Source organism: Pseudomonas sp. WS 5410 (assembly GCF_012985645.1).
GTDB classification, from domain to species: domain Bacteria; phylum Pseudomonadota; class Gammaproteobacteria; order Pseudomonadales; family Pseudomonadaceae; genus Aquipseudomonas; species Aquipseudomonas shahriarae.
In genome coordinates this window covers 275,815-296,604 of sequence record NZ_JAAQWS010000002.1, presented here as the reverse complement: position 1 = coordinate 296,604, position 20,790 = coordinate 275,815, and the positions used below count along the sequence as shown (strand labels likewise).

The 20,790-nt window shown below is 60.2% G+C and carries 17 protein-coding genes; 14 read left to right on the top strand and 3 right to left on the bottom strand.

Annotation, left to right across the window (positions count from 1 at the left end; genetic code table 11):
• Window positions 1-176: 176 nt before the first annotated feature.
• From HBO24_RS04825 to HBO24_RS04785, 9 genes are all read left to right on the top strand, one after another.
• On the top strand, window positions 177-1,781 hold the full coding sequence (locus tag HBO24_RS04825; protein WP_115129008.1) for an ABC transporter substrate-binding protein: 1,605 nt from the start codon (window positions 177-179) through the stop codon (window positions 1,779-1,781).
• Between the two features lie 170 nt (window positions 1,782-1,951).
• On the top strand, window positions 1,952-3,355 hold the full coding sequence (locus HBO24_RS04820; RefSeq protein ID WP_057438053.1) for an OprD family porin: 1,404 nt from the start codon (window positions 1,952-1,954) through the stop codon (window positions 3,353-3,355).
• An 81-nt stretch (window positions 3,356-3,436) separates the two neighbouring features.
• Window positions 3,437-5,032 carry an ABC transporter substrate-binding protein gene (locus HBO24_RS04815; protein WP_115129010.1) on the top strand — a complete coding sequence of 532 codons (1,596 nt, stop codon included), beginning with the start codon at window positions 3,437-3,439 and terminating at the stop codon, window positions 5,030-5,032.
• Between the two features lie 73 nt (window positions 5,033-5,105).
• Entirely contained in the window at window positions 5,106-6,116 is a 1,011-nt protein-coding gene (locus tag HBO24_RS04810) for an ABC transporter permease subunit (RefSeq protein WP_032860135.1), read from the top strand.
• Between the two features lie 10 nt (window positions 6,117-6,126).
• On the top strand, window positions 6,127-7,038 hold the full coding sequence (locus tag HBO24_RS04805) for an ABC transporter permease subunit (protein ID WP_029291943.1): 912 nt from the start codon (window positions 6,127-6,129) through the stop codon (window positions 7,036-7,038).
• 10 nt (window positions 7,039-7,048) lie between these two features.
• On the top strand, window positions 7,049-8,017 hold the full coding sequence (locus HBO24_RS04800) for an ABC transporter ATP-binding protein (RefSeq protein WP_057438051.1): 969 nt from the start codon (window positions 7,049-7,051) through the stop codon (window positions 8,015-8,017).
• Entirely contained in the window at window positions 8,017-8,988 is a 972-nt protein-coding gene (locus HBO24_RS04795; protein ID WP_057958423.1) for a peptide ABC transporter ATP-binding protein, read from the top strand. Before HBO24_RS04800 ends, HBO24_RS04795 begins: the two co-directional genes overlap by 1 nt.
• A gap of 322 nt (window positions 8,989-9,310) precedes the next feature.
• Window positions 9,311-11,569, top strand: a complete 2,259-nt coding sequence (locus HBO24_RS04790) for a TonB-dependent siderophore receptor (protein ID WP_170059357.1) — start codon at window positions 9,311-9,313, stop codon at window positions 11,567-11,569.
• A gap of 288 nt (window positions 11,570-11,857) precedes the next feature.
• Window positions 11,858-12,199 (top strand): hypothetical protein, encoded by a 342-nt coding sequence (locus HBO24_RS04785; RefSeq protein ID WP_057958422.1) that lies wholly within the window; start codon window positions 11,858-11,860, stop codon window positions 12,197-12,199.
• A gap of 58 nt (window positions 12,200-12,257) precedes the next feature.
• On the opposite strand, the gene HBO24_RS04780 is transcribed toward HBO24_RS04785, so the two are convergent.
• Window positions 12,258-13,841: a peptide chain release factor 3 gene (locus HBO24_RS04780; RefSeq protein WP_057438046.1), complete on the bottom strand. Its 1,584-nt coding sequence runs from the start codon at window positions 13,839-13,841 to the stop codon at window positions 12,258-12,260.
• Between the two features lie 331 nt (window positions 13,842-14,172).
• On the opposite strand from HBO24_RS04780, the gene HBO24_RS04775 reads away from it, so the two are divergent.
• The 5 genes from HBO24_RS04775 (at window position 14,173) to HBO24_RS04755 (ending at window position 19,255) form a co-directional block, all read left to right on the top strand.
• Window positions 14,173-14,889: an ABC transporter permease gene (locus tag HBO24_RS04775; RefSeq protein WP_003215977.1), complete on the top strand. Its 717-nt coding sequence runs from the start codon at window positions 14,173-14,175 to the stop codon at window positions 14,887-14,889.
• 20 nt (window positions 14,890-14,909) lie between these two features.
• Window positions 14,910-15,803, top strand: a complete 894-nt coding sequence (locus tag HBO24_RS04770) for a glycine betaine ABC transporter substrate-binding protein (protein WP_170059356.1) — start codon at window positions 14,910-14,912, stop codon at window positions 15,801-15,803.
• Between the two features lie 13 nt (window positions 15,804-15,816).
• Complete coding sequence (locus HBO24_RS04765) at window positions 15,817-16,470, top strand: ABC transporter permease (RefSeq protein ID WP_027604864.1); 654 nt, start codon at window positions 15,817-15,819, stop codon at window positions 16,468-16,470.
• Entirely contained in the window at window positions 16,467-17,624 is a 1,158-nt protein-coding gene (locus HBO24_RS04760; protein ID WP_104910916.1) for an ABC transporter ATP-binding protein, read from the top strand. Before HBO24_RS04765 ends, HBO24_RS04760 begins: the two co-directional genes overlap by 4 nt.
• Before the next feature lie 467 nt (window positions 17,625-18,091).
• Window positions 18,092-19,255: a type III PLP-dependent enzyme gene (locus HBO24_RS04755; RefSeq protein WP_032861941.1), complete on the top strand. Its 1,164-nt coding sequence runs from the start codon at window positions 18,092-18,094 to the stop codon at window positions 19,253-19,255.
• Here HBO24_RS04755 and HBO24_RS04750 read toward each other — a convergent pair.
• Entirely contained in the window at window positions 19,246-20,028 is a 783-nt protein-coding gene (locus tag HBO24_RS04750) for a tetratricopeptide repeat protein (protein WP_170044045.1), read from the bottom strand. The two genes, HBO24_RS04755 and HBO24_RS04750, sit on opposite strands and share 10 nt — an antisense overlap.
• Before the next feature lie 2 nt (window positions 20,029-20,030).
• On the bottom strand, window positions 20,031-20,711 hold the full coding sequence (locus HBO24_RS04745) for a Fe2+-dependent dioxygenase (RefSeq protein ID WP_057441033.1): 681 nt from the start codon (window positions 20,709-20,711) through the stop codon (window positions 20,031-20,033).
• Window positions 20,712-20,790 lie beyond the last annotated feature (79 nt).

Here is a 20,790-nt window from a genome sequence, read left to right as displayed (position 1 = left end):
AGGTCTGTCCGGTTCGGCGCATTTACCGCCCTGCCCTCGTTCCCTAACGTCGAGGTAGGCAAACGCGCAGTTCCGATACGGCATTTGCTGTGGATGGGAGCAGTGCTTTCTCCATGCCAGGTAAGGCGTGGTGATTGTTCACTGACGAAAACGATAAACATGGATTGGGGACCGTCATGCGCCATACCACCGTTCTATCCGCGATATTGGGTACCAGCCTGTTGGCCGTCGCTTCGATGGGCCAGGCTGCCGAAAAGAAAAGCCTGGTGTTCTGCTCCGAAGGCAGCCCGGCCGGGTTCGATACTGCGCAGTACACCACCGCCACCGACAACGATGCGGCCGAGCCGATCTACAACCGCCTGGTTGAGTTCGAAAAGGGTGAAACCGGCGTCGTACCAGGGCTGGCTACCAAGTGGGATATCTCGCCAGACGGCCTGACCTACACCTTCCACTTGCGCGAAGGGGTGAAGTTCCACAGCAACAAGGAATTCAAGCCGACACGGGATTTCAACGCCGATGACGTGCTGTTCACCTTCAACCGCATGCTTGACGCCAACCACCCGTTTCGCAAGGCCTACCCCACCGAGTTTCCGTACTTCAACGGGATGAGCCTGAACAAGAACATCGCCAAGGTCGAGAAAACCGACCCGCATACCGTGGTAATGACCCTGAACACGGTGGATGCCGCGTTTATCCAGAACATCGCCATGAGCTTCGCCGCGATCCTCTCGGCCGAATACGCCGAGCAACTGCTCAAGACCGGCAAACCCAGCGATATCAACCAGAAGCCGATCGGCACCGGGCCGTTCGTGTTCCAGCGTTACCAGAAGGATTCGCAGATCCGTTTCGCCGGCAATAAAAACTACTGGGACCCGAGCAAGGTCAAGCTCGACCAACTGATTTTCGCCATCAACACCGACGCCTCGGTACGCGTGCAGAAGCTCAAGGCCAATGAATGCCAGGTCACCCTGCATCCCCGCCCCGCCGATGTCGACGCGCTCAAGGCCGACCCGAACCTGCAACTGCTGACCAAACCCGGCTTCAACCTCGGCTACATCGCCTATAACGTGCGGCACAAACCCTTCGATCAGCTCGAAGTGCGCCAGGCCCTGGACATGGCGGTGAACAAGCAGAGCATCCTCAATGCCGTGTACCAGGGCGCGGGGCAACTGGCGGTCAACGCCATGCCGCCGACCCAGTGGTCCTATGACGACAGCATCAAGGACGCCGCCTACAACCCGGAAAAAGCCAAGGAATTGCTCAAGGCGGCCGGCGTCAAGGAGGGCACCGAGATCACCCTGTGGGCCATGCCGGTCCAGCGCCCGTACAACCCCAACGCCAAGCTGATGGCCGAGATGCTGCAAAGCGACTGGGCCAAGATTGGCCTCAAGGTCAAGATCGTCAGCTATGAGTGGGGCGAGTACATCAAGCGCACCAAAAACGGCGAGCACGATGTCAGCCTGATTGGTTGGACCGGCGACAACGGTGACCCGGACAACTGGCTGGGCACCCTCTACAGCTGCGACGCCATCGGCGGGAACAACTACTCAATGTGGTGTGACCCGGCGTACGACAAGCTGATCAAGCAAGCCAAGGTCGTCACCGACCGTGAACAACGGACTGTTCTGTACAAACAGGCGCAGCAACTGCTTAAAACACAGGTGCCGATCACGCCTGTCGCCCACTCGACGGTCAACCAGCCGTTAAGCACCAAGGTCGAAGGTTTCAAAGTCAGCCCCTTCGGCCGCAACGTGTTCTCGGGCGTCAGTATCACCCCATAAGAAAATAACCGGATGCGCAGAGCGAAGTTGGCTCTGCCGCAAACGTGCAGCTGTAATTCGCGAAATGTCCTACAGCAAACGTTTGCAGATGCTTGAAGAGTTACACACCCAATAGCCGGTTCACCTAATAAGGCCGGCATAAAAAAAAGAGAACCAAAGGAGCTCCACCCATGAAACTAAGCAGCAAAGTGCTACTGGCCATGGCCATCAGCAGCATCACCGCGACCGCTTACGCCGAACCTGCAAGCCAGGAATTCGTGCCGACCACACTGGCCGGCGCCAGCGCCCAAAGCGAAGCCAAGGGCTTTATCGAAGACTTCAGCCTGGGTGGTCAGACGCGTAACTGGTACTCCCACGAAAGCCTGTACCGGGGCGGCTCATGGAAATACCAGAAGCATGGCAAAACCCTGACCGACCGTAACCGTACCAACTGGGTACAGGGCACTATCCTCAACGCCAGCTCGGGCTTCACCGAAGGTACCGTGGGCGTCAAGGCCGAAGTCGCGCTCTACAACGTCGTGGCCCTCGATCGCAGCCGACGCGATGTAAAGGGGAGTTCCAACCGGACCCTGGGCCACTCCAACGGTGACCCTGTTGATCAGTGGAGCAAGCTGGGCCTGGCCAACGTGCAATTTCGTGTATCCAACACGACCCTGACCGCTGGCCGTCAGAACTTCAGCACGCCGATTGTCGACACCATCGGCAACCGCGCACTGCCGTCGAGCTTTCAAGGTGTGAGTTTCAACAGCGAAGAATTCAGCAACCTGTCGTTCCAGGGTGGCGTGTTCGACCGCGTTTCCCCACGTACCGAACAGAGCCTGTCGAAGTTCCGTAGCGAGTACAGCCAACAAGGCGCCCGCAGCGCGACCACCGACAAGGTCTACACCCTGGGTGCCAACTACCAGCCGTTCAAAAGCCTGAAAACCAGCTTCTTCGGCGCCAACGTCAAGGACTTCTGGAACCAGTACTACTTCGGCGCGACCCACGAGCTGGGCGATAGCCAGGTACTGTCCCTGACCACCGGCCTGAACTATTACAAGACCGTGGACGAAGGCAAGAAGCTGATGGGCGAAATCGACAACGATACTTACTCGCTGTCGTTGGGCCTGGCGCACCAGGCTCACAGCCTGACCTTCTCCTACCAGGAAGTTAACGGTAACGAGTACTTCGACTACCTGCACGAAACCAACGGCATCTACCTGGCCAACTCCCTCACCTCGGACTTCAACGGTCCGAACGAGAAGTCTTTCCAGATTGCCTACGGTATCAACATGGCCGAATACGGCGTGCCGGGCCTGAAGTTCAACATCTACTCGGCACGTGGCTGGGGCATCGACGGTACCCATTACACGGGTAACCGCAATGGTGCTTACGCCTACACCGGTATCGAGACTCAAGACGGCGAGAAACACCAGGAATACGGTGTAGGCGCCGGTTATGCGATCCAGAGCGGCCCGCTCAAGGCCACTGCTATCCGTGCGACCTACGTCGAACACCGTGGCAGCGAGTTCCAATCTGACGGCAGCGTCAAGGAATTCCGCCTGGTCACCACCATCCCATTCAACATCCTTTAATTAGCGCCAGGTAAGCGGCAGGCTCAGGACGAGCCTGCCGTCTACATTTGTGTGGTTGAATCGTTTGCAGAGGGCTCTTCAATGAAAATGCTCCCGTTACAAGCCGCCATGACCGCTGCACTGCTGAGTGTGGCCCTGGGCATTTCGGCCAAGCCGCTGGTGGTCTGCACCGAAGCCAGTCCGGAAGGCTTCGACCCGGTCCTGTACACCACGGCCGTCACCGCCGATGCTGCGGCCGAAACCATGTTCAACCGCCTGGTGGACTTCAAGCCCGGCACTACTGAAATCAGGCCCGCACTCGCCAAATCGTGGGACATCAGTGAAGACGGCCTGACCTATACCTTCCACCTGCGTGATGACATCAAGTTCCACACCACCGACTACTTCAAGCCCACGCGCAACCTGAATGCCGACGACGTGCTCTGGAGCTTCCAGCGTCAACTGGACCCGAAACATCCGTGGCACAACAAGTCCACCACCGGTTTCCCCTATTTCGAAAGCATGGGTTTCAAGGAACTGCTCAAAAGCGTCGAGAAGACCGATGACCACACCGTGGTCTTCACCCTGACCCGCCCCGAAGCCCCGTTCCTGGCCGATGTCGCGATGCCCTTCACCGCCATCCACTCCGCCGAATACGCCGACAAACTGCTGGCCGCCAACAAGACCGGCGAGCTCAACAGCAAGCCGATCGGCACCGGCCCGTTTATTTTTACCCGCTACCAGAAAGATGCCCAGGTGCGCTTCAAGGCCAACCCGGAATACTTCCGTGGCAAGCCGCCCGCCGACCCGCTGATCCTGGCCATCGCGGTGGATAACAACGTGCGCCTGCAAAAGCTCAAGGCCAATGAGTGCCAGATCGCGCTGTATCCAAAGCCTGACGACCTGCCGAGTATCAAGGCCGATCCAAACCTGAAGGTCGCGGAACTGGCGGCGATGACCACCGCCTACACCGCCATGAACACCACCCACAAGTACATGAGCGACGCGCGGGTGCGCCACGCGATCAACATCGCGTTCGACAAACAGGGCTATAACGAATCCCTGTACGGCAAAGGCAATGCCATCGACGCCACCGGCCCGTACCCGCCGACCCTGCTGGGCTTCAACGACCAGCTGAAAAACCCGCCCCGTGACCTGGACAAGGCCCGTGCCCTGCTCAAGGAAGCCGGCGTGCCGGAAGGCACCGAATTCACCCTGTTCACCCGCAACGGCGGCGGCCCGACCAACCCCAACCCGATGCTCGGCGCCCAGCGCATGCAGGCGGATCTGGCGAAGATTGGCCTGAAGGTCAATATCAGGGTCATGGAGTGGGGCGAAATGCTCAAGCGCGCCAAAGCCGGCGAACACGACATGGTTTCCGCCGGCTGGGCCGGAGACAACGGCGACCCAGACAACTTCCTCACGCCCAACCTGAGTTGCGATGCCGCTAAAAACGGCGAAAACTACGCCCGCTGGTGTAACCAAGAGTTTCAGGGCTTGATCGACAAGGCCCGCGCCGTGGCTGAACCCGCCGAACGCGCCGCACTCTATGAACAAGCGCTGGTCGTTTTCGACAAGGACCAACCATGGATCCCCATGGCCTACCCGAAAATGTTCACCGCCATGCGCAAGAACGTCGAGGGTTATACCCAAAGCCCCCTGACCAACAATAACTTCGCCACCACCCAGGTGAAGTAATAAGAGACGCCCGGTTCCGTCGACGTTGACGGAGCCGGACCTGCCTAACCGGCTGATTGAGGTAGACAACACGATGTTTAGTTTTATTGCCCGCCGATTGGGGTTATTGATCCCCACGTTCTTCGGCATCACGTTGCTGACTTTTGCGTTGATTCGCATGATCCCTGGCGACCCCGTAGAAGTCATGATGGGCGAAAGGCGGGTTGACCCCGAGATGCACGCCCAGGCAATGGAACGCCTTGGCTTGAACAAACCCTTGTATGCGCAATACCTGGACTACGTCGGCAAGCTCGCCCAGGGCGACCTCGGCGAATCCCTGCGCACCCGCACCAGCGTCTGGACCGAGTTCAGCGCCCTGTTCCCCGCGACCCTGGAACTGTCCATGGCCGCCCTGTTGTTCGCCGGCATCCTCGGGCTATTGGCCGGGGTGATCGCGGCACTCAAGCGAGGATCCCTGTTCGACCATGGGGTGATGGGCATCTCCCTGGCGGGATATTCGATGCCGATCTTCTGGTGGGGCCTGATCCTGATCATGTTCTTCTCGGTGAGCCTGGGCTGGACCCCGGTTTCCGGGCGTATCGACCTGCTCTACGACATCGAGCCGCGCACCGGTTTCATGCTGATCGACACCCTGCTGGCCGACGAGCCGGACGCATTCTGGGATGCCCTGCACCACCTGATCCTGCCGGCCATCGTACTGGGCACCATCCCGCTGGCAGTGATTGCGCGGATGACCCGTTCCTCGATGCTTGAAGTGCTGCGCGAAGACTACATCCGTACCGCCAAGGCCAAGGGCCTGTCGCCGGCGCGCGTGGTGTTCGTGCACGGCCTGCGTAACGCGCTGATCCCGGTGCTGACAGTGGTGGGCCTGCAAGTCGGCACACTGCTGGCCGGTGCGGTTTTGACCGAAACCATCTTCTCCTGGCCCGGCATCGGCAAATGGCTGATCGAAGCCATTGGCGCGCGGGACTACCCGGTGGTGCAAAACGGCATCCTGCTGATCGCCTGTCTGGTGATCCTGGTGAACTTCGTGGTGGATATCCTCTACGGCTTCGCCAACCCACGCATCCGTCACCAGCGCTGAGATCATGACCATGACCACACCTACTCAAGTGTCAGCAGTCGATCAAAGCCTGCTGTACCCGTCGCCTTACAAAGAATTCTGGCAAGCCTTCTCCAAGAACAAGGGCGCGGTTGCCGGCCTGCTGTTTATGTTGCTGATCGTGTTCTGCGCGATCTTCGCCCCCTGGGTGGCGCCCCATAACCCGAGCGAGCAATACCGCGACTTCCTGCTGACCCCGCCGTCGTGGCTGGAAGGTGGGCAGATCCAGTTTTTGCTGGGCACCGACGAACTGGGCCGCGACCTGCTGTCGCGCCTGATCCAGGGCTCACGCCTATCGTTGCTGATCGGTTTGTCGTCGGTGGTGATGTCGCTGATCCCGGGGATCCTGCTAGGCCTGTTCGCCGGGTTCTTCCCGCGCTTGCTCGGCCCAACCATCATGCGTTTGATGGACATCATGCTGGCCCTGCCGTCGCTGCTGCTGGCCGTGGCGATTGTCGCCATCCTCGGCCCTGGCCTGATCAACACCGTGATCGCGATTGCCATTGTGTCGCTGCCGTCCTATGTGCGCCTGACCCGCGCGGCGGTGATGGGCGAGCTCAACCGTGACTACGTGACCGCCGCACGCCTGGCCGGTGCCGGCCTGCCGCGCCTGATGTTCGTGACCGTACTGCCCAACTGCATGGCGCCGTTGATCGTGCAGGCCACCTTGAGCTTCTCCTCGGCGATTCTCGATGCCGCCGCCCTGGGCTTCCTCGGCCTTGGCGTGCAACCGCCGACACCTGAGTGGGGCACCATGCTGGCTTCGGCCCGTGACTACATCGAACGTGCCTGGTGGGTCGTGAGCCTGCCTGGTTTGACCATTTTGCTCAGCGTGCTGGCAATCAACCTGATGGGCGACGGCCTGCGCGATGCGCTGGACCCGAAACTCAAGAATGCCGCGTGAGGAGATTCCCATGTCACTGCTAGAAATCAAGAATCTCAATGTGCGCTTCGGCGACAAAACCGCTGTGCCGGTGGTCGATGGCCTCGACCTGTCCGTGGACAAAGGCGAAGTGTTGGCCATCGTTGGCGAGTCGGGTTCGGGTAAGTCCGTGACCATGATGGCGCTGATGGGCCTGATCGAGCATCCCGGCATCGTCACCGCCGACTCGCTGACCTTCGACGGCAAGGACATGCTCAAGCTGAGCAATCGCCAGCGCCGGCAGATCGTCGGCAAAGACCTGGCGATGGTGTTCCAGGACCCGATGACCGCGCTGAACCCCAGCTACACCGTGGGCTTCCAGATTGAAGAAGTACTGCGCCTGCACCTGAAAATGTCCGGCAAGCAAGCGCGCAAGCGGGCCATTGAACTGCTGGAAAAGGTCGAAATCCCTGGCGCCTCCAGCCGTATGGATGCCTACCCGCACCAACTGTCCGGCGGCATGAGCCAGCGTGTGGCAATTGCCATGGCGATTGCCGGCGAACCAAAGCTGCTGATCGCCGACGAACCCACCACCGCCCTGGACGTGACCATCCAGGCGCAGATCATGGAACTGCTGCTGGCTCTGCAAAAAGAACAGAACATGGGCCTGGTGCTGATCACCCACGACCTCGCAGTCGTCGCGGAAACTGCCCAGCGCGTGTGCGTGATGTACGCCGGCCAAGCGGTGGAAGTCGGCCAGGTGCCCGGCTTGTTCGACGTGCCGGCGCACCCGTACAGCGAAGCGTTGCTGGCGGCGATCCCGGAACACAGCATGGGCGCCGCCCGTCTGTCGACCTTGCCGGGCATCGTCCCCGGTCGGTATGACCGCCCGCAAGGCTGCCTGTTGTCGCCACGCTGCCCGTATGTGCAGGACAGCTGCCGCCAGACCCGTCCGACCCTGGACCCGCAAGCCCACAGCCTTGTGCGCTGCTTCTACCCCTTGAACCAGGAGGTGGCGTAATGGCCGTCGTTCTTACCGCCCGCGACCTGACCCGTCACTACGAAGTGTCCCGTGGCCTGTTCAAGGGCCACGCCACCGTGCGCGCCCTCAATGGCGTGTCGTTCGAGCTGGAAGCCGGCAAGACCCTCGCCGTCGTGGGTGAGTCGGGGTGTGGCAAATCCACCCTGGCCCGCGCGCTGACGCTGATTGAAGAGCCGTCGTCCGGCTCGTTGAAAATCGCCGGCCAGGAAGTCGCTGGCGCCGACAAGGCCCAGCGCAAACAACTGCGCAAAGACGTGCAGATGGTGTTCCAGAGCCCCTATGCCTCGTTGAATCCGCGGCAGAAAGTCGGTGATCAACTGGGCGAGCCGCTGTTGATCAACACCAACCTGTCCGCCGCCGAACGCCGCGAAAAAGTGCAGGCGATGATGAAGCAAGTGGGCCTGCGCCCTGAGCATTATCAGCGTTACCCGCACATGTTCTCCGGTGGCCAGCGCCAGCGCATTGCCCTGGCCCGCGCCATGATGCTGCAACCCAAGGTGCTGGTGGCGGATGAACCGACCTCGGCCCTCGACGTGTCGATCCAGGCCCAGGTGCTCAACCTGTTTATGGACCTGCAGCAGCAGTACAACACGGCCTACGTGTTCATTTCCCACAACCTGGCGGTGGTGCAACACGTTGCCGACCACGTGATGGTGATGTACCTCGGTCGCCCGGTGGAAATGGGCGCGAAGAACGACATCTACGAGCGCCCGCTGCACCCTTACACCCAGGCGCTGCTGTCGGCCACTCCGACCATTCACCCGGACCCGAACAAGCCGAAGATCAAGATCGTCGGCGAGCTGCCCAACCCGCTTAACCCGCCCTCCGGCTGCGCGTTCCATAAGCGCTGCCCGTATGCCACCGAGCGCTGCAGCAGTGAAGAGCCGCTGCTGCGCGAACTGGACAACCGCCAAGTGGCTTGCCATCACGCGGAGCAGTTCGTGGCCTAACCCCCTGTAGGGGTGGGCTTGTGTGGGAGCGGGCTTGCCCGCGATAGCATCAGCGCGGTTTAACTGACAGTGCGAAGCCCTATCCCACACAAGCCCTCTCCCACAGGGCGATACAGCGTTGTACAGCCTCTCCCGCCAGATTGCGCATCAGTCTGGCGGGAGGGGCTTTTTTGTTTTTAGCAAAGTGTAAAAGTTGTAAATGACATTTACTTGTATTTGATAATGACTAGCATTCCGGCGCACAGAGGGCGCCGAATCCTGCTGGAAGGCAGTTCTGGTGCATCTCGCTCAGTTGCCACCTTCCCTAAAGGATTCTGCGGACATGTCACCTCGATTCAGGCTCAGCCATTTCTCCCTGGCGTTTATCGCCGCCCTTTCGTCTCCCGCACTGCTGGCGGATACCTTGGAAAGAGAACACGGCAAAGTGCCGGTAGCCGCTACCGACCTGCCCGTCGACGGCACCTCCCAAGCCCTGGAGTTGAGCGAAACACGAATCCTGGGCACCGCTGCCGAAGAACTCAAACAAGCCCCCGGCGTGTCGATCATCACCGCCGAAGACATCAAGAAACGCCCGCCGACCAACGACCTGTCGGACATCATCCGCCGTGAACCGGGCGTCAACCTCAGTGGCAACAGCTCCAGCGGCAGCCGAGGCAACAACCGCCAGATCGACCTGCGCGGCATGGGCCCGGAAAACACCCTGATCCTGATCGATGGCAAGCCCTCGACCTCGCGCAACGCCGTGCGCTACGGCTGGAGCGGCGACCGTGATACCCGTGGCGAAACCAACTGGGTGCCGGCCGAAGAAGTCGAACGCATTGAAATCCTGCGTGGCCCGGCGGCTGCTCGCTACGGCTCCGGGGCCATGGGCGGGGTGATCAACATCATCACCAAGCGCCCCACCGACCAGTTGCACGGCTCGCTGACCACCTACGTGTCACTGCCCGAAGACGATGCCGAAGGCATGAGCAAACGCACCAACTTCAACCTCAGCGGCCCGTTGAGCGACACCTTGGCGTTCCGGGTGTATGGCGGCCTGAACAAGACCGATGCCGATGACTCCACCATCAACCAGGCCGAGCAGGCTAGCGCAGACTCGCTTGTCGCCGGCCGCGAGGGTGTGCGCAACAAGGACGTCAACGGTTTGCTCAGTTGGCAATTCACCCCCGAGCAGACCCTGGACGTGGAAGCCAGCTACAGCCGTCAGGGCAATATCTTCGCCGGCGACACCATGCTCAACGGCGGCGGTGTATTCGTGAACAGCCTGGTCGGCAAGGAAACCAGCGTGATCCAGCGCAGCAGTTTCTCCGCCACCCACCGTGGCGAGTTCGACTGGGGCTCGACCATGGCATCGCTGAGCCACGACCTGACCCGCAACGCACGCCTCAACGAAGGCCTGGCGGGTTCCGGCGAGGGCGCGCCCTCCGCCACCGCTGGCCGTTTCGAATCGCGGCTGCGCAACACCCGGGCCACGGCCGAGGTCAACCTGCCCCTGAGTTTCGGCACCGAGCAGGTGCTGACCCTGGGCAGCGAATACCTCTACGAGTCGATGAACGATCCGGGGTCGCTGCGCCCACAAAGCTACGACCCTGGCACAGGTGGCGTACCGAGCATTCCGGGGATGAGCCGCAGCAGCACCAAGACCACGGCCTCCAGCTATGCGCTGTTCGCCGAGGACAACATCGAAGTCGGCAGCAAGACCATCATCACCCCCGGCCTGCGCTACGACGATCATGAAGAGTACGGCGGCAACTGGAGCCCGAGCCTCAACGCCTCGCACCAACTGACCGATGAGCTAAGCCTCAAGGGCGGTATTGCCCGCGCCTACAAGACGCCCAACCTGTACCAGTCCAACCCCAACTACTTGCTGTACAGCCGTGGCAACGGTTGCAACGCCAGCGAAGCCAACTCCGGCGGCTGCTACCTGGTGGGTAACCCGGACCTGAAACCGGAAATCAGCGTCAACAAGGAAATCGGCCTGGCCTATGACAAAGGCACTTGGCGCACCAGCGCGACCTACTTCCGTAATGACTACAAGAACAAAATCAACGCCAGCAACACCGCCGCCTACCGCCTGGACGGCGGGCGCCGCGTGCTGGAGTGGGAAAACAGCGGGGCGGCACTGGTGCAGGGGGTCGAGGGCAACCTGTTCATGACCCTGCGCGACGACCTGGACTGGAACACCAACCTGACCTACATGATCGACTCCAAGGACAAGGACACCGGCGAACCGCTGAGTGTCATTCCCAAGTACACGGTCAACACCACCCTGGACTGGCAGGCCACCGACAAGCTGTCGTTCCAGGTCAGCGGCACCTACTACGGCAAGCAGGAGGCGCCGACCCTCAACTCCCGCAGCGCCAACCGCTATGATCGCAGCGCCCAACAGGATGTGGACCCGTACGGTTTGATGGGGTTGAGCAGCGGCTACGAGTTCACCAAGAACCTGAGTGTGCGCGTAGGTATCGAGAACCTGCTGGACAAGCGCCTGTATCGCAAAGGCAATGCTGACGATGCCGGTGCCCAGACGTATAACGAACCGGGTCGGGCTTACTTTGCGTCGGTGACGGCTTCGTTCTAAGGGCCATGCCGTTGAAGGTTTTTGAATAGTCAGCTGTGTCTGGACACTTTGGCGAGGGGACAAATCCCCTCGCCACCAGTGGGTGTTACCTTTAATTAAGTACTAGCAATTACCGTTTATTCGCGAGCAAACCAACGACAAGTCCGACATTAAAAACAGTACTGCCGCCCACCACCAAGGCAAACTTTCTGCAACTTGTAACTACCATGTTTCCGCAATTGCGCAACGCAATCTCAGAAGAATAAAGTCCGCCAGCTACAACTTCCTATATTCTTTGCGAGAACTGTCATGAGAGAAATTTCAAAATCTCTGAAAAAGCTGCTGTCTGATATCTACGAGGACGGCGACGTGTCGCTGATGGAGTTCAAGGCCTTGCAGGTTGAATCCGACCTGCGTTGGGGAAGGGTGGTCGATGAACTGGGGAAAAACAATACATTGCTGGCATTTCAAAGTTCGATGGATGTTGCCATGCACTTATTGTTTTTGAGCCTGAACTACATAAAGGACCAGGAAATCACTGATGTGGGCGAAGCCATTGTCAAGGATGCAATAGCCGCACAAGTTGAAACGCTAATGGCCGGTGCTGAACTGTCCCTTAAACAACTTAAAGTTGGCCCCAACACCCGGTAATCTACCGCAAAAAAAGGCGAAGCCATCACAGCTTCGCCTTTTTTTATACCGCTAACCCTTAGTGGTGTTCGCGGGTCGCACGGAATTTCACATCCGGCCAGCGCTCTTCCATCAACGCCAGGTTCACCCGGGTAGGCGCCAGGTAGGTCAGGTGGCCACCGCCGTCGATGGCGAGGTTTTCCACGGCCTTGTTGGAGAACTCCTCCAACTTCTTCTTGTCACTGCAATCAATCCAGCGTGCCGAGTACACGGTGATCGGCTCGTAGGAGCATTCGACCTTGTATTCCTCTTTCAAGCGGCTGGCCACCACATCGAACTGCAGCACACCCACGGCGCCGAGGATGATGTCGTTGCTGCGCTCGGGGAAGAACACCTGGGTGGCGCCCTCTTCCGCCAATTGCTGCAGACCTTGGCGCAGCTGCTTGGATTTCAGCGGGTCGCGCAGGCGTACGCGGCGGAACAGTTCCGGGGCGAAGTGCGGGATACCGGTGAAGCTCAGGGCTTCGCCTTCGGTGAAGGTGTCGCCGATCTGGATGGTGCCGTGGTTGTGCAAACCGATGATATCGCCGGCAAACGCTTCTTCCAGTTGCTCACGCTCCGAGGAGAAGAACGTCAGGGCGTCGCCGATGCGTACATCCTTGCCGGTGCGTACGTGGCGCATCTTCATGCCTTTTTCGTACTTGCCGGAGCAGATACGCATAAAGGCGATACGGTCGCGGTGCTTGGGGTCCATGTTCGCCTGGATCTTGAACACGAAGCCGCTGAATTTCTCTTCAACCGGCTCCACGGTACGCTCGTTGGCAACCCGCGCCAGTGGTTTCGGTGCCCAATTGACCACCGCATCCAGTACGTGGTCGACGCCGAAGTTGCCCAGGGCGGTACCGAAGAACACCGGGGTCAGTTGCCCGTCGAGGAATTCCTGCTGGTTGAACTCATGGCAGGCGCCCTGCACCAGTTCCAGTTGGTCGACGAAGCGGTCGTACTCGTCACCCAGGTGGGCGCGGGCCTCATCGGAGTCGAGTTTCTCGATGATCTTCACATCGGTGCGTTCGTGACCGTGGCCGGCGGTGTAGACAATGATGTAGTCGTCGGCCAGGTGGTACACGCCCTTGAAGTCGCGGTAGCAGCCAATCGGCCAGGTGATCGGCGCGGCCTTGATCTTCAGGACGGCTTCGATTTCATCCAGCAGTTCGATCGGGTCGCGGATGTCACGGTCGAGTTTGTTGATAAAGCTGACGATCGGCGTATCACGCAGGCGGCACACGTCCATCAGCGCGATGGTGCGTGGCTCGACGCCCTTACCGCCGTCGAGGACCATCAAGGCCGAGTCCACCGCAGTCAGGGTGCGGTAGGTATCTTCGGAGAAGTCTTCGTGGCCCGGGGTGTCGAGCAGGTTGACCATGTGGTCGCGATAGGGGAACTGCATGACCGACGTGGTAATGGAAATACCCCGTTGTTTCTCCATCTCCATCCAGTCAGAGGTGGCATGGCGATCGGATTTGCGGGATTTCACCGTGCCGGCCACTGCGATCGCCTTGCCCATCAGCAGGAGCTTTTCGGTGATGGTGGTTTTACCGGCATCGGGGTGGGAAATAATGGCGAAAGTGCGGCGTTTCGCGACTTCGGCGGCCTGGTGGGTCATGGGAAATCGCCTGGCAGGTGAGTCAAAAAAGGGCGGCGAGTATAGCGCAAACCCGGGGAGCCAGACCACCGTTCACCCGATTGGGGGTGGCTAAATGCTGCCAAGTATGGAACCTTTTAAAAGGTAGAGACGTCCACTCCCCTGCTACCGCACTCGTAACAGGGGCTGAAAAATCAGCAAGTTAGCCTGACGAGGCTGCGCTCATGGCTTGATCGCATACCGCGTTGCCGGTATCGGCGAGCTGCTTTTCGCGAACATATTCGCCGACAGCCAGGAATGGCATTGCCGCTCGGAAATGTGTTCGCCGACAAAAGAAAAAAGGAGTCCGCCTGTGGCTATTCGCTATGGCAAAGGGCTGATAGGAGGAGCGGTTGTCGTCGCTCTCCTGGCCCTGCTGGTCCACTGGATCGGCATCAACACGATCGAACTGTACCGCGACGATTTGTTGTTTTACCTGCAAGCTCACCTGATTCTTGTACTTGTCTCCATGCTGGCTGCCCTGATCGTAGGGATCCCCGCCGGCATCCTGCTCAGCCGACCGAATATGGTCGGGCGCGCAGAACGCTTCATGCAGATCTTCAACATCGGCAACACCGTCCCTCCCCTGGCCGTACTGGCCATCGCCCTCGGCGTCCTCGGCATCGGCAGTGGCCCGGCCATCTTCGCCCTGTTCCTCGCCTCCTTGCTGCCCATCGTGCGCAATACCTACGAAGGCCTGAAAAACGTGCAGGGTTCCTTGAAGGAAGCCGCCGTCGGCATCGGCATGACCCCACGCCAGGTGCTGTTTCGCGTCGAATTGCCCAACGCCGTGCCGATCATTATCGGTGGCGTACGTGTGGCCCTGGCAATCAACGTCGGCACCGCACCGCTGGCGTTCCTGATTGGCGCCAATAGCCTGGGCAGCCTGATCTTCCCCGGCATCGCCCTGAACAACCAGCCGCAATTGCTGCTCGGCGCCGCGTGCACCGCGCTGCTGGCATTGCTGCTTGACGGTCTGGTGACCATGGCCAGCCGCCTCTGGCTGGAACGCGGGTTGCGTCCGTCTTAAGGCTTGGCAAAGGAATTCACATGAAAAAACTGACTTTGATACTGAGCTGCGTCCTGCTGTTTGCAGGCATTGCGCAAGCTGCTGAAAAACCGGTGATCCGCATCGGCGCCCGGGTCTTCACCGAACAGACCCTGCTCGCCGAAATCACCTCCCAGTACCTGCGCACCAAGGGGTACGACACCCGCGTGACCGGCGGCCTGGGCAGCAACCTGGCGCGCAGTGCCCAGGAAAGCGGGCAACTGGACCTGATCTGGGAATACACCGGCGTGTCCCTGGTGGCCTACAACCATGTGGACGAGAAGCTCGACAGCGAACAGTCCTACGCACGGGTTAAAGAACTCGACGCAAAAAAAGGCCTGGTCTGGCTGTCGCCGTCGAAATTCAGCAATACCTACGCCCTGTCCCTGCCGGAAAACGTGGCCAAGGAGTATCCGCAGATCAACACCATCAGCGACCTGACCCAGGCGCTGGCCGAGACAACCCGTGAAAACCGCCTGGTGGCCCTGGACACCGAGTTCGCCAACCGTTCCGACGGCATGGCCGGCATGGTCAAGCTGTACGGCATGAACCTCACCCGCAAGAACACCCGGCAGATGGACGCCGGTCTGGTCTACACCGCCTTGCGCAATGGCCAGGTATTTGCCGGCCTGGTGTACACCACCGACGGTCGCCTCAATGCCTTCAAATTGAAGCTGCTGGAAGATGACCTGCACTACTTCCCGGACTACACCGCAGCCCCCGTGGTGCGTCAGGTTTATCTGGATGCCCACCCGCAATTGGCCGCCGACCTCAAGCCACTGGCAGCGCTGTTCGACGATGAAACCATGCGCCAGCTGAACGCGCGGGTCGACGTCGACCATGAAAGCCCATCGGCTGTAGCCGCTGATTTCCTGCGCCAGCACCCACTCAACTAAAAGAGGAGAAGACATGGAATTTCTGAACGCCTTTTCCCATCTTGATTGGGCCCAAGTCCTGCACCTGACCTGGCAGCACATCACCCTGGTCGGGATCGCCGTGATCCTCGCGATCGTCGTAGGCGTGCCCCTGGGCGTACTGATGACCCGCTTCCCGACCCTGGCCGGCCCGTTGCAAGCCAGTGCCACGGTGCTGCTGACGGTGCCATCGATTGCCCTGTTCGGCCTGCTGCTGCCGTTCTACTCCAAGTTTGGCCAGGGCCTGGGGCCGATGCCGGCGATCACCGCCGTATTCCTCTACTCCCTGCTGCCGATCATGCGTAACACCTACCTGGCCCTGACCGGCGTCGAGCCGGGCATCCGCGAAGCCGCCAAAGGCATCGGCATGACCTTCGGCCAGCGCCTGCGCATGGTCGAGCTGCCGATTGCAGTGCCGGTGATCCTCGCCGGGGTGCGCACCGCCGTGGTGATGAACATCGGTGTAATGACCATTGCCGCCACCATCGGCGCCGGTGGCCTGGGTGTACTTATTCTGGCTTCCATCAGCCGCAGCGACATGTCGATGCTGATCGTTGGCGCCGTGCTGGTCAGTCTCCTGGCCATCTTCGCCGACCTGCTTCTGCAATGGCTGCAACGCTCGCTGACTCCAAAAGGATTGCTCAAATGATCGAACTTCAAAACCTGTCCAAGACCTTCCAAAGCAACGGCAAAACTGTCACCGCCGTTAACGACGTGAGCCTGACTGTCAATGAAGGCGAGATTTGCGTGTTCCTCGGTCCCTCGGGCTGCGGCAAGAGCACCACGCTGAAGATGATCAACCGCCTGATCAAGCCCTCCTCGGGCAAGATCCTGATCAACGGCGAAGACACCACCGACCTCGATGAAGTGACCCTGCGCCGCAATATCGGCTACGTGATCCAGCAGATCGGCCTGTTTCCCAACATGACCATCGAGGAAAACATCGTGGTCGTGCCCAAGCTGCTGGGCTGGGACAAGCAGAAATGCCACGACCGCGCCCGCGAGTTGATGAGCATGATCAAGCTCGAACCCAAGCAGTATCTGCACCGCTACCCGCGCGAGCTGTCCGGTGGCCAGCAACAGCGCATCGGCGTGATCCGCGCCCTGGCGGCCGACGCGCCGTTGCTGCTGATGGATGAGCCGTTCGGCGCGGTCGACCCGATCAACCGCGAGATGATCCAGAACGAGTTCTTCGAGATGCAACGCGCGCTGAACAAGACAGTAATCATGGTCAGCCATGACATCGACGAGGCAATCAAACTGGGCGACAAAATCGCCATCTTCCGCGCCGGCAAACTGTTGCAGATCGACCACCCGGACACTCTGCTGGCCCATCCTGCCGACGAGTTTGTCAGCAACTTTGTCGGCCAGGACAGCACCCTCAAGCGCCTGCTGCTGGTCAAGGCCGAAGACGCGGCGGACAACGCCCCGTCGGTCAGCCCGGAAACCCCGGTGGCCGATGCCCTGGAGCTGATGGACGAGCATGACCGCCGCTATGTGGTGGTCACCTGCGCCGAGAACAAGGCGCTGGGTTATGTACGACGTCGCGACCTGCATCGTCAGACGGGTACCTGCGCCCAATACCTGCGCGAGTTCAACGCCACGGCGGCGTTTGACGAGCACTTGCGCATCCTGTTGTCGCGCATGTACGAGTTCAACCGCTCGTGGCTGCCGGTGATGGATGCCGAGCGGGTGTTTTTGGGTGAGGTGACCCAGGAGTCGATTGCCGAGTACCTGAGCTCTGGTAAGTCCCGTGGGGGCAAGACCAGTATTGTGTCGCCTGCCGAGACTGCACTGGCCTGACACCACTCGGTCAAAATTGTGGGAGCGGGCTTGCTCGCGAAAGCGGTGTGTCAGTCACTGAATGGGTGCTGACCCACCGCCTTCGCGAGCAAGCCCGCTCCCGCATTTAGTTCTGCTGGGTGTCAGGAAATAGCCTGATTCCTCCTCATTGGGGAACATCAATCCGTCACACCGGTCGGTTACATAAGTAGCTGAACTGGGTCACGCGACGAACGCGTGCAAAAACGCGACATTTTTAGTTGATCTCAAGCCCCTCACGCCCTAAAGTTCGCGCCGAACGTCCATGCTGGAAACGATCCATCCGGCTCAAGTACTGACGACGAGACAGCAAGGCCAAGGGAAGCTTATCCCGTGGCCTTTTTGCTTTCGGCGACATGCCTTGGGAAGTAGGCGAACCAAAGTGGGGATACGGAGGACGTTCATTTGCACCCATTGTTAATTTCAGTTTGCCCTTAGGAGTTCCCAGCATGTCGATCAACGTCGAAGATTATTTCGCGCGCGCCACTTTTGACAAAATGAAGGCGTTCGCCGACAAGCAAGAAACCCCGTTCGTGGTGATCGACACCGCGATGATCAGCCAGGCCTACGATGACCTGCGCGCCGGTTTCGAATTCGCCAAGGTGTACTACGCCGTCAAGGCCAACCCGGCTGTCGAGATCATCGACCTGTTGAAAGACAAGGGTTCGAGCTTCGACATCGCCTCGATCTACGAGCTGGACAAGGTCATGGACCGCGGCGTCAGCGCCGACCGTATCAGCTACGGCAACACCATCAAGAAATCCAAGGACATCCGCTACTTCTACGAGAAGGGCGTGCGCCTGTTCTCCACCGACTCCGAAGCCGACCTGCGCAACATCGCCAAGGCCGCGCCGGGCTCGAAAGTCTATGTGCGCATCCTCACCGAAGGCTCGACCACGGCTGACTGGCCTCTGTCGCGCAAATTCGGCTGCCAGACCGACATGGCCATGGACCTGCTGATCCTCGCCCGCGATTTGGGCCTGGTGCCTTACGGCATCTCGTTCCACGTGGGTTCGCAGCAGCGTGATATCAGCGTGTGGGACGCCGCCATTGCCAAGGTCAAGGTGATCTTCGAGCGTTTGAAAGAAGAAGACGGCATCCACCTCAAGCTGATCAACATGGGCGGTGGCTTCCCGGCCAACTACATCACCCGCACCAACAGCCTGGAAACCTACGCCGAGGAAATCATCCGCTTCCTCAAGGAAGACTTCGGTGACGAGCTGCCGGAAATCATCCTGGAACCAGGCCGTTCGTTGATCGCCAACGCCGGGATCCTGGTCAGTGAAGTGGTGTTGGTCGCCCGTAAATCCCGCACCGCCGTCGAGCGTTGGGTGTACACGGATGTGGGCAAGTTCTCCGGCCTGATCGAAACCATGGACGAAGCCATCAAGTTCCCGATCTGGACCGAGAAAAAGGGCGAGATGGAAGAAGTGGTGATCGCCGGTCCTACCTGCGACAGCGCCGATATCATGTACGAAAACTACAAGTACGGCCTGCCGCTGAACCTGGCCATTGGTGACCGCCTGTACTGGCTGTCCACGGGTGCGTACACCACCAGCTATAGCGCAGTTGAATTCAACGGTTTCCCGCCGCTGAAATCCTTCTACGTCTGATCCCGTAGGAGCCGGCTTGCCGGCTCCTGCAATTCCTCTGCGCGTTGTTGGTAGGCATCGGCCATGGCGCGAATCTGCGGATCATTGGCCGCTGCCAGCGCTTTATGGGCCACCCGCAAGAACTTCAGATTCCCGCCCTCCAGCGCCTTGTGCAACCACTCAAGCGCCGCTTCGATCTGCTCGTGCTCAGCCAGCATGGCCGCATAACTGAACTGCCCGCGAAAATCCCCACCTTGCGCCGAGCGGCGATACCACTCAAGCGCTGCGGGCACGTCTTGCGCACAGAACTGCCCTTCTTCCAGGTAACGCCCCAACAGGTTCATCGACTTGGCATGCCCCCGTTCGGCAGCCTGGCGATAACAGGCCAGTGCCTGCTGCTGGTCTTGCGTCACCCCGCGCCCGGTGGCCAGCAGGTTGGCGTAGTTGTACAGCCCCCAATCCAACCCGGCTTCTGCCGCCTGGCGGTACTCCCCGGCAGCCGCCCGCTCATTGGCGGCGCAACCCCAACCATGCTCCAGGCAGCGCCCCACCATATTGCGGGCCATCAAGTGGCCGCCCTGGGCGGCAATCCGGAACCAGCGCAGGGCCAGCGCTTCATCGCGCTCGATCCCGCGCCCTTCCAGGAGGATTTGCCCCAGCAGCGCCTGGGCATCGAGCACGCCCTCCTTCGCCGCCATCAGGATCGCCTGGGCCGCGCGGGCCGGTGATTCGTCGAGCATGGCCCGCAGTTGTTCGCCGTCGAGGCGTTCTTCGCGGCGCAAGTGAAAAGCCATGCTCAGACCTCGACCCAGCGACGCAACAGGTTGTGATAGGTGCCGGTGAGCTGGATCAGCGCCGGGTGGTCCGGTACGTCACGGCTCAGTTGCTGGATCGCACCGTCCATTTCGAACAGCAACGTACGCTGGCTGTCTTCGCGCACCAGGCTTTGGGTCCAGAAAAACGCGGCATAGCGCGCACCCCGGGTCACGGCATTGACCTTGTGCAGGCTGGAGCCTGGGTACAACACCATGTCACCGGCCGGCAACTTGACCCGCTGCAGGCCGAAGGTGTCCTGGATCTCCAGTTCGCCGCCGTCGTATTCATCCGGGTCGCTGAAAAACAGCGTAGAGGACAGGTCAGTGCGTACCCGCTCGTGGCTGCCCTTGGGCTGGCGTACGGCGTTATCAATATGGAAGTCGAAGCTGCCGCCGGCGGTGTAGCAATTGAGCAGGGGCGGGAAGACTTTATGCGGCAGCGCCGCCGACATGAACTGCGGGTTTTGCCACAGGCGCTCGAGCATGGCCGCGCCGATTTCCTTGGCCAGTGGATGGCCCTCCGGCAATTGCAGATTGTGCTTGGCCTTGGCCGACTGATGACCGGCGGTGATCTTGCCGTCAGCCCAGTCCGCCTGCTCCAGGGCTTCGCGGATGCGCAATACCTCGTCGCGGGAGAACAGGCCGGGAATATGCAGCAGCATGGGGCGTTACCTGAGAGCAGAGGGGCGCCAATGGTATTGATTACTATTGGCGCTGTAAAACCCTGATCCGACGGGCAGA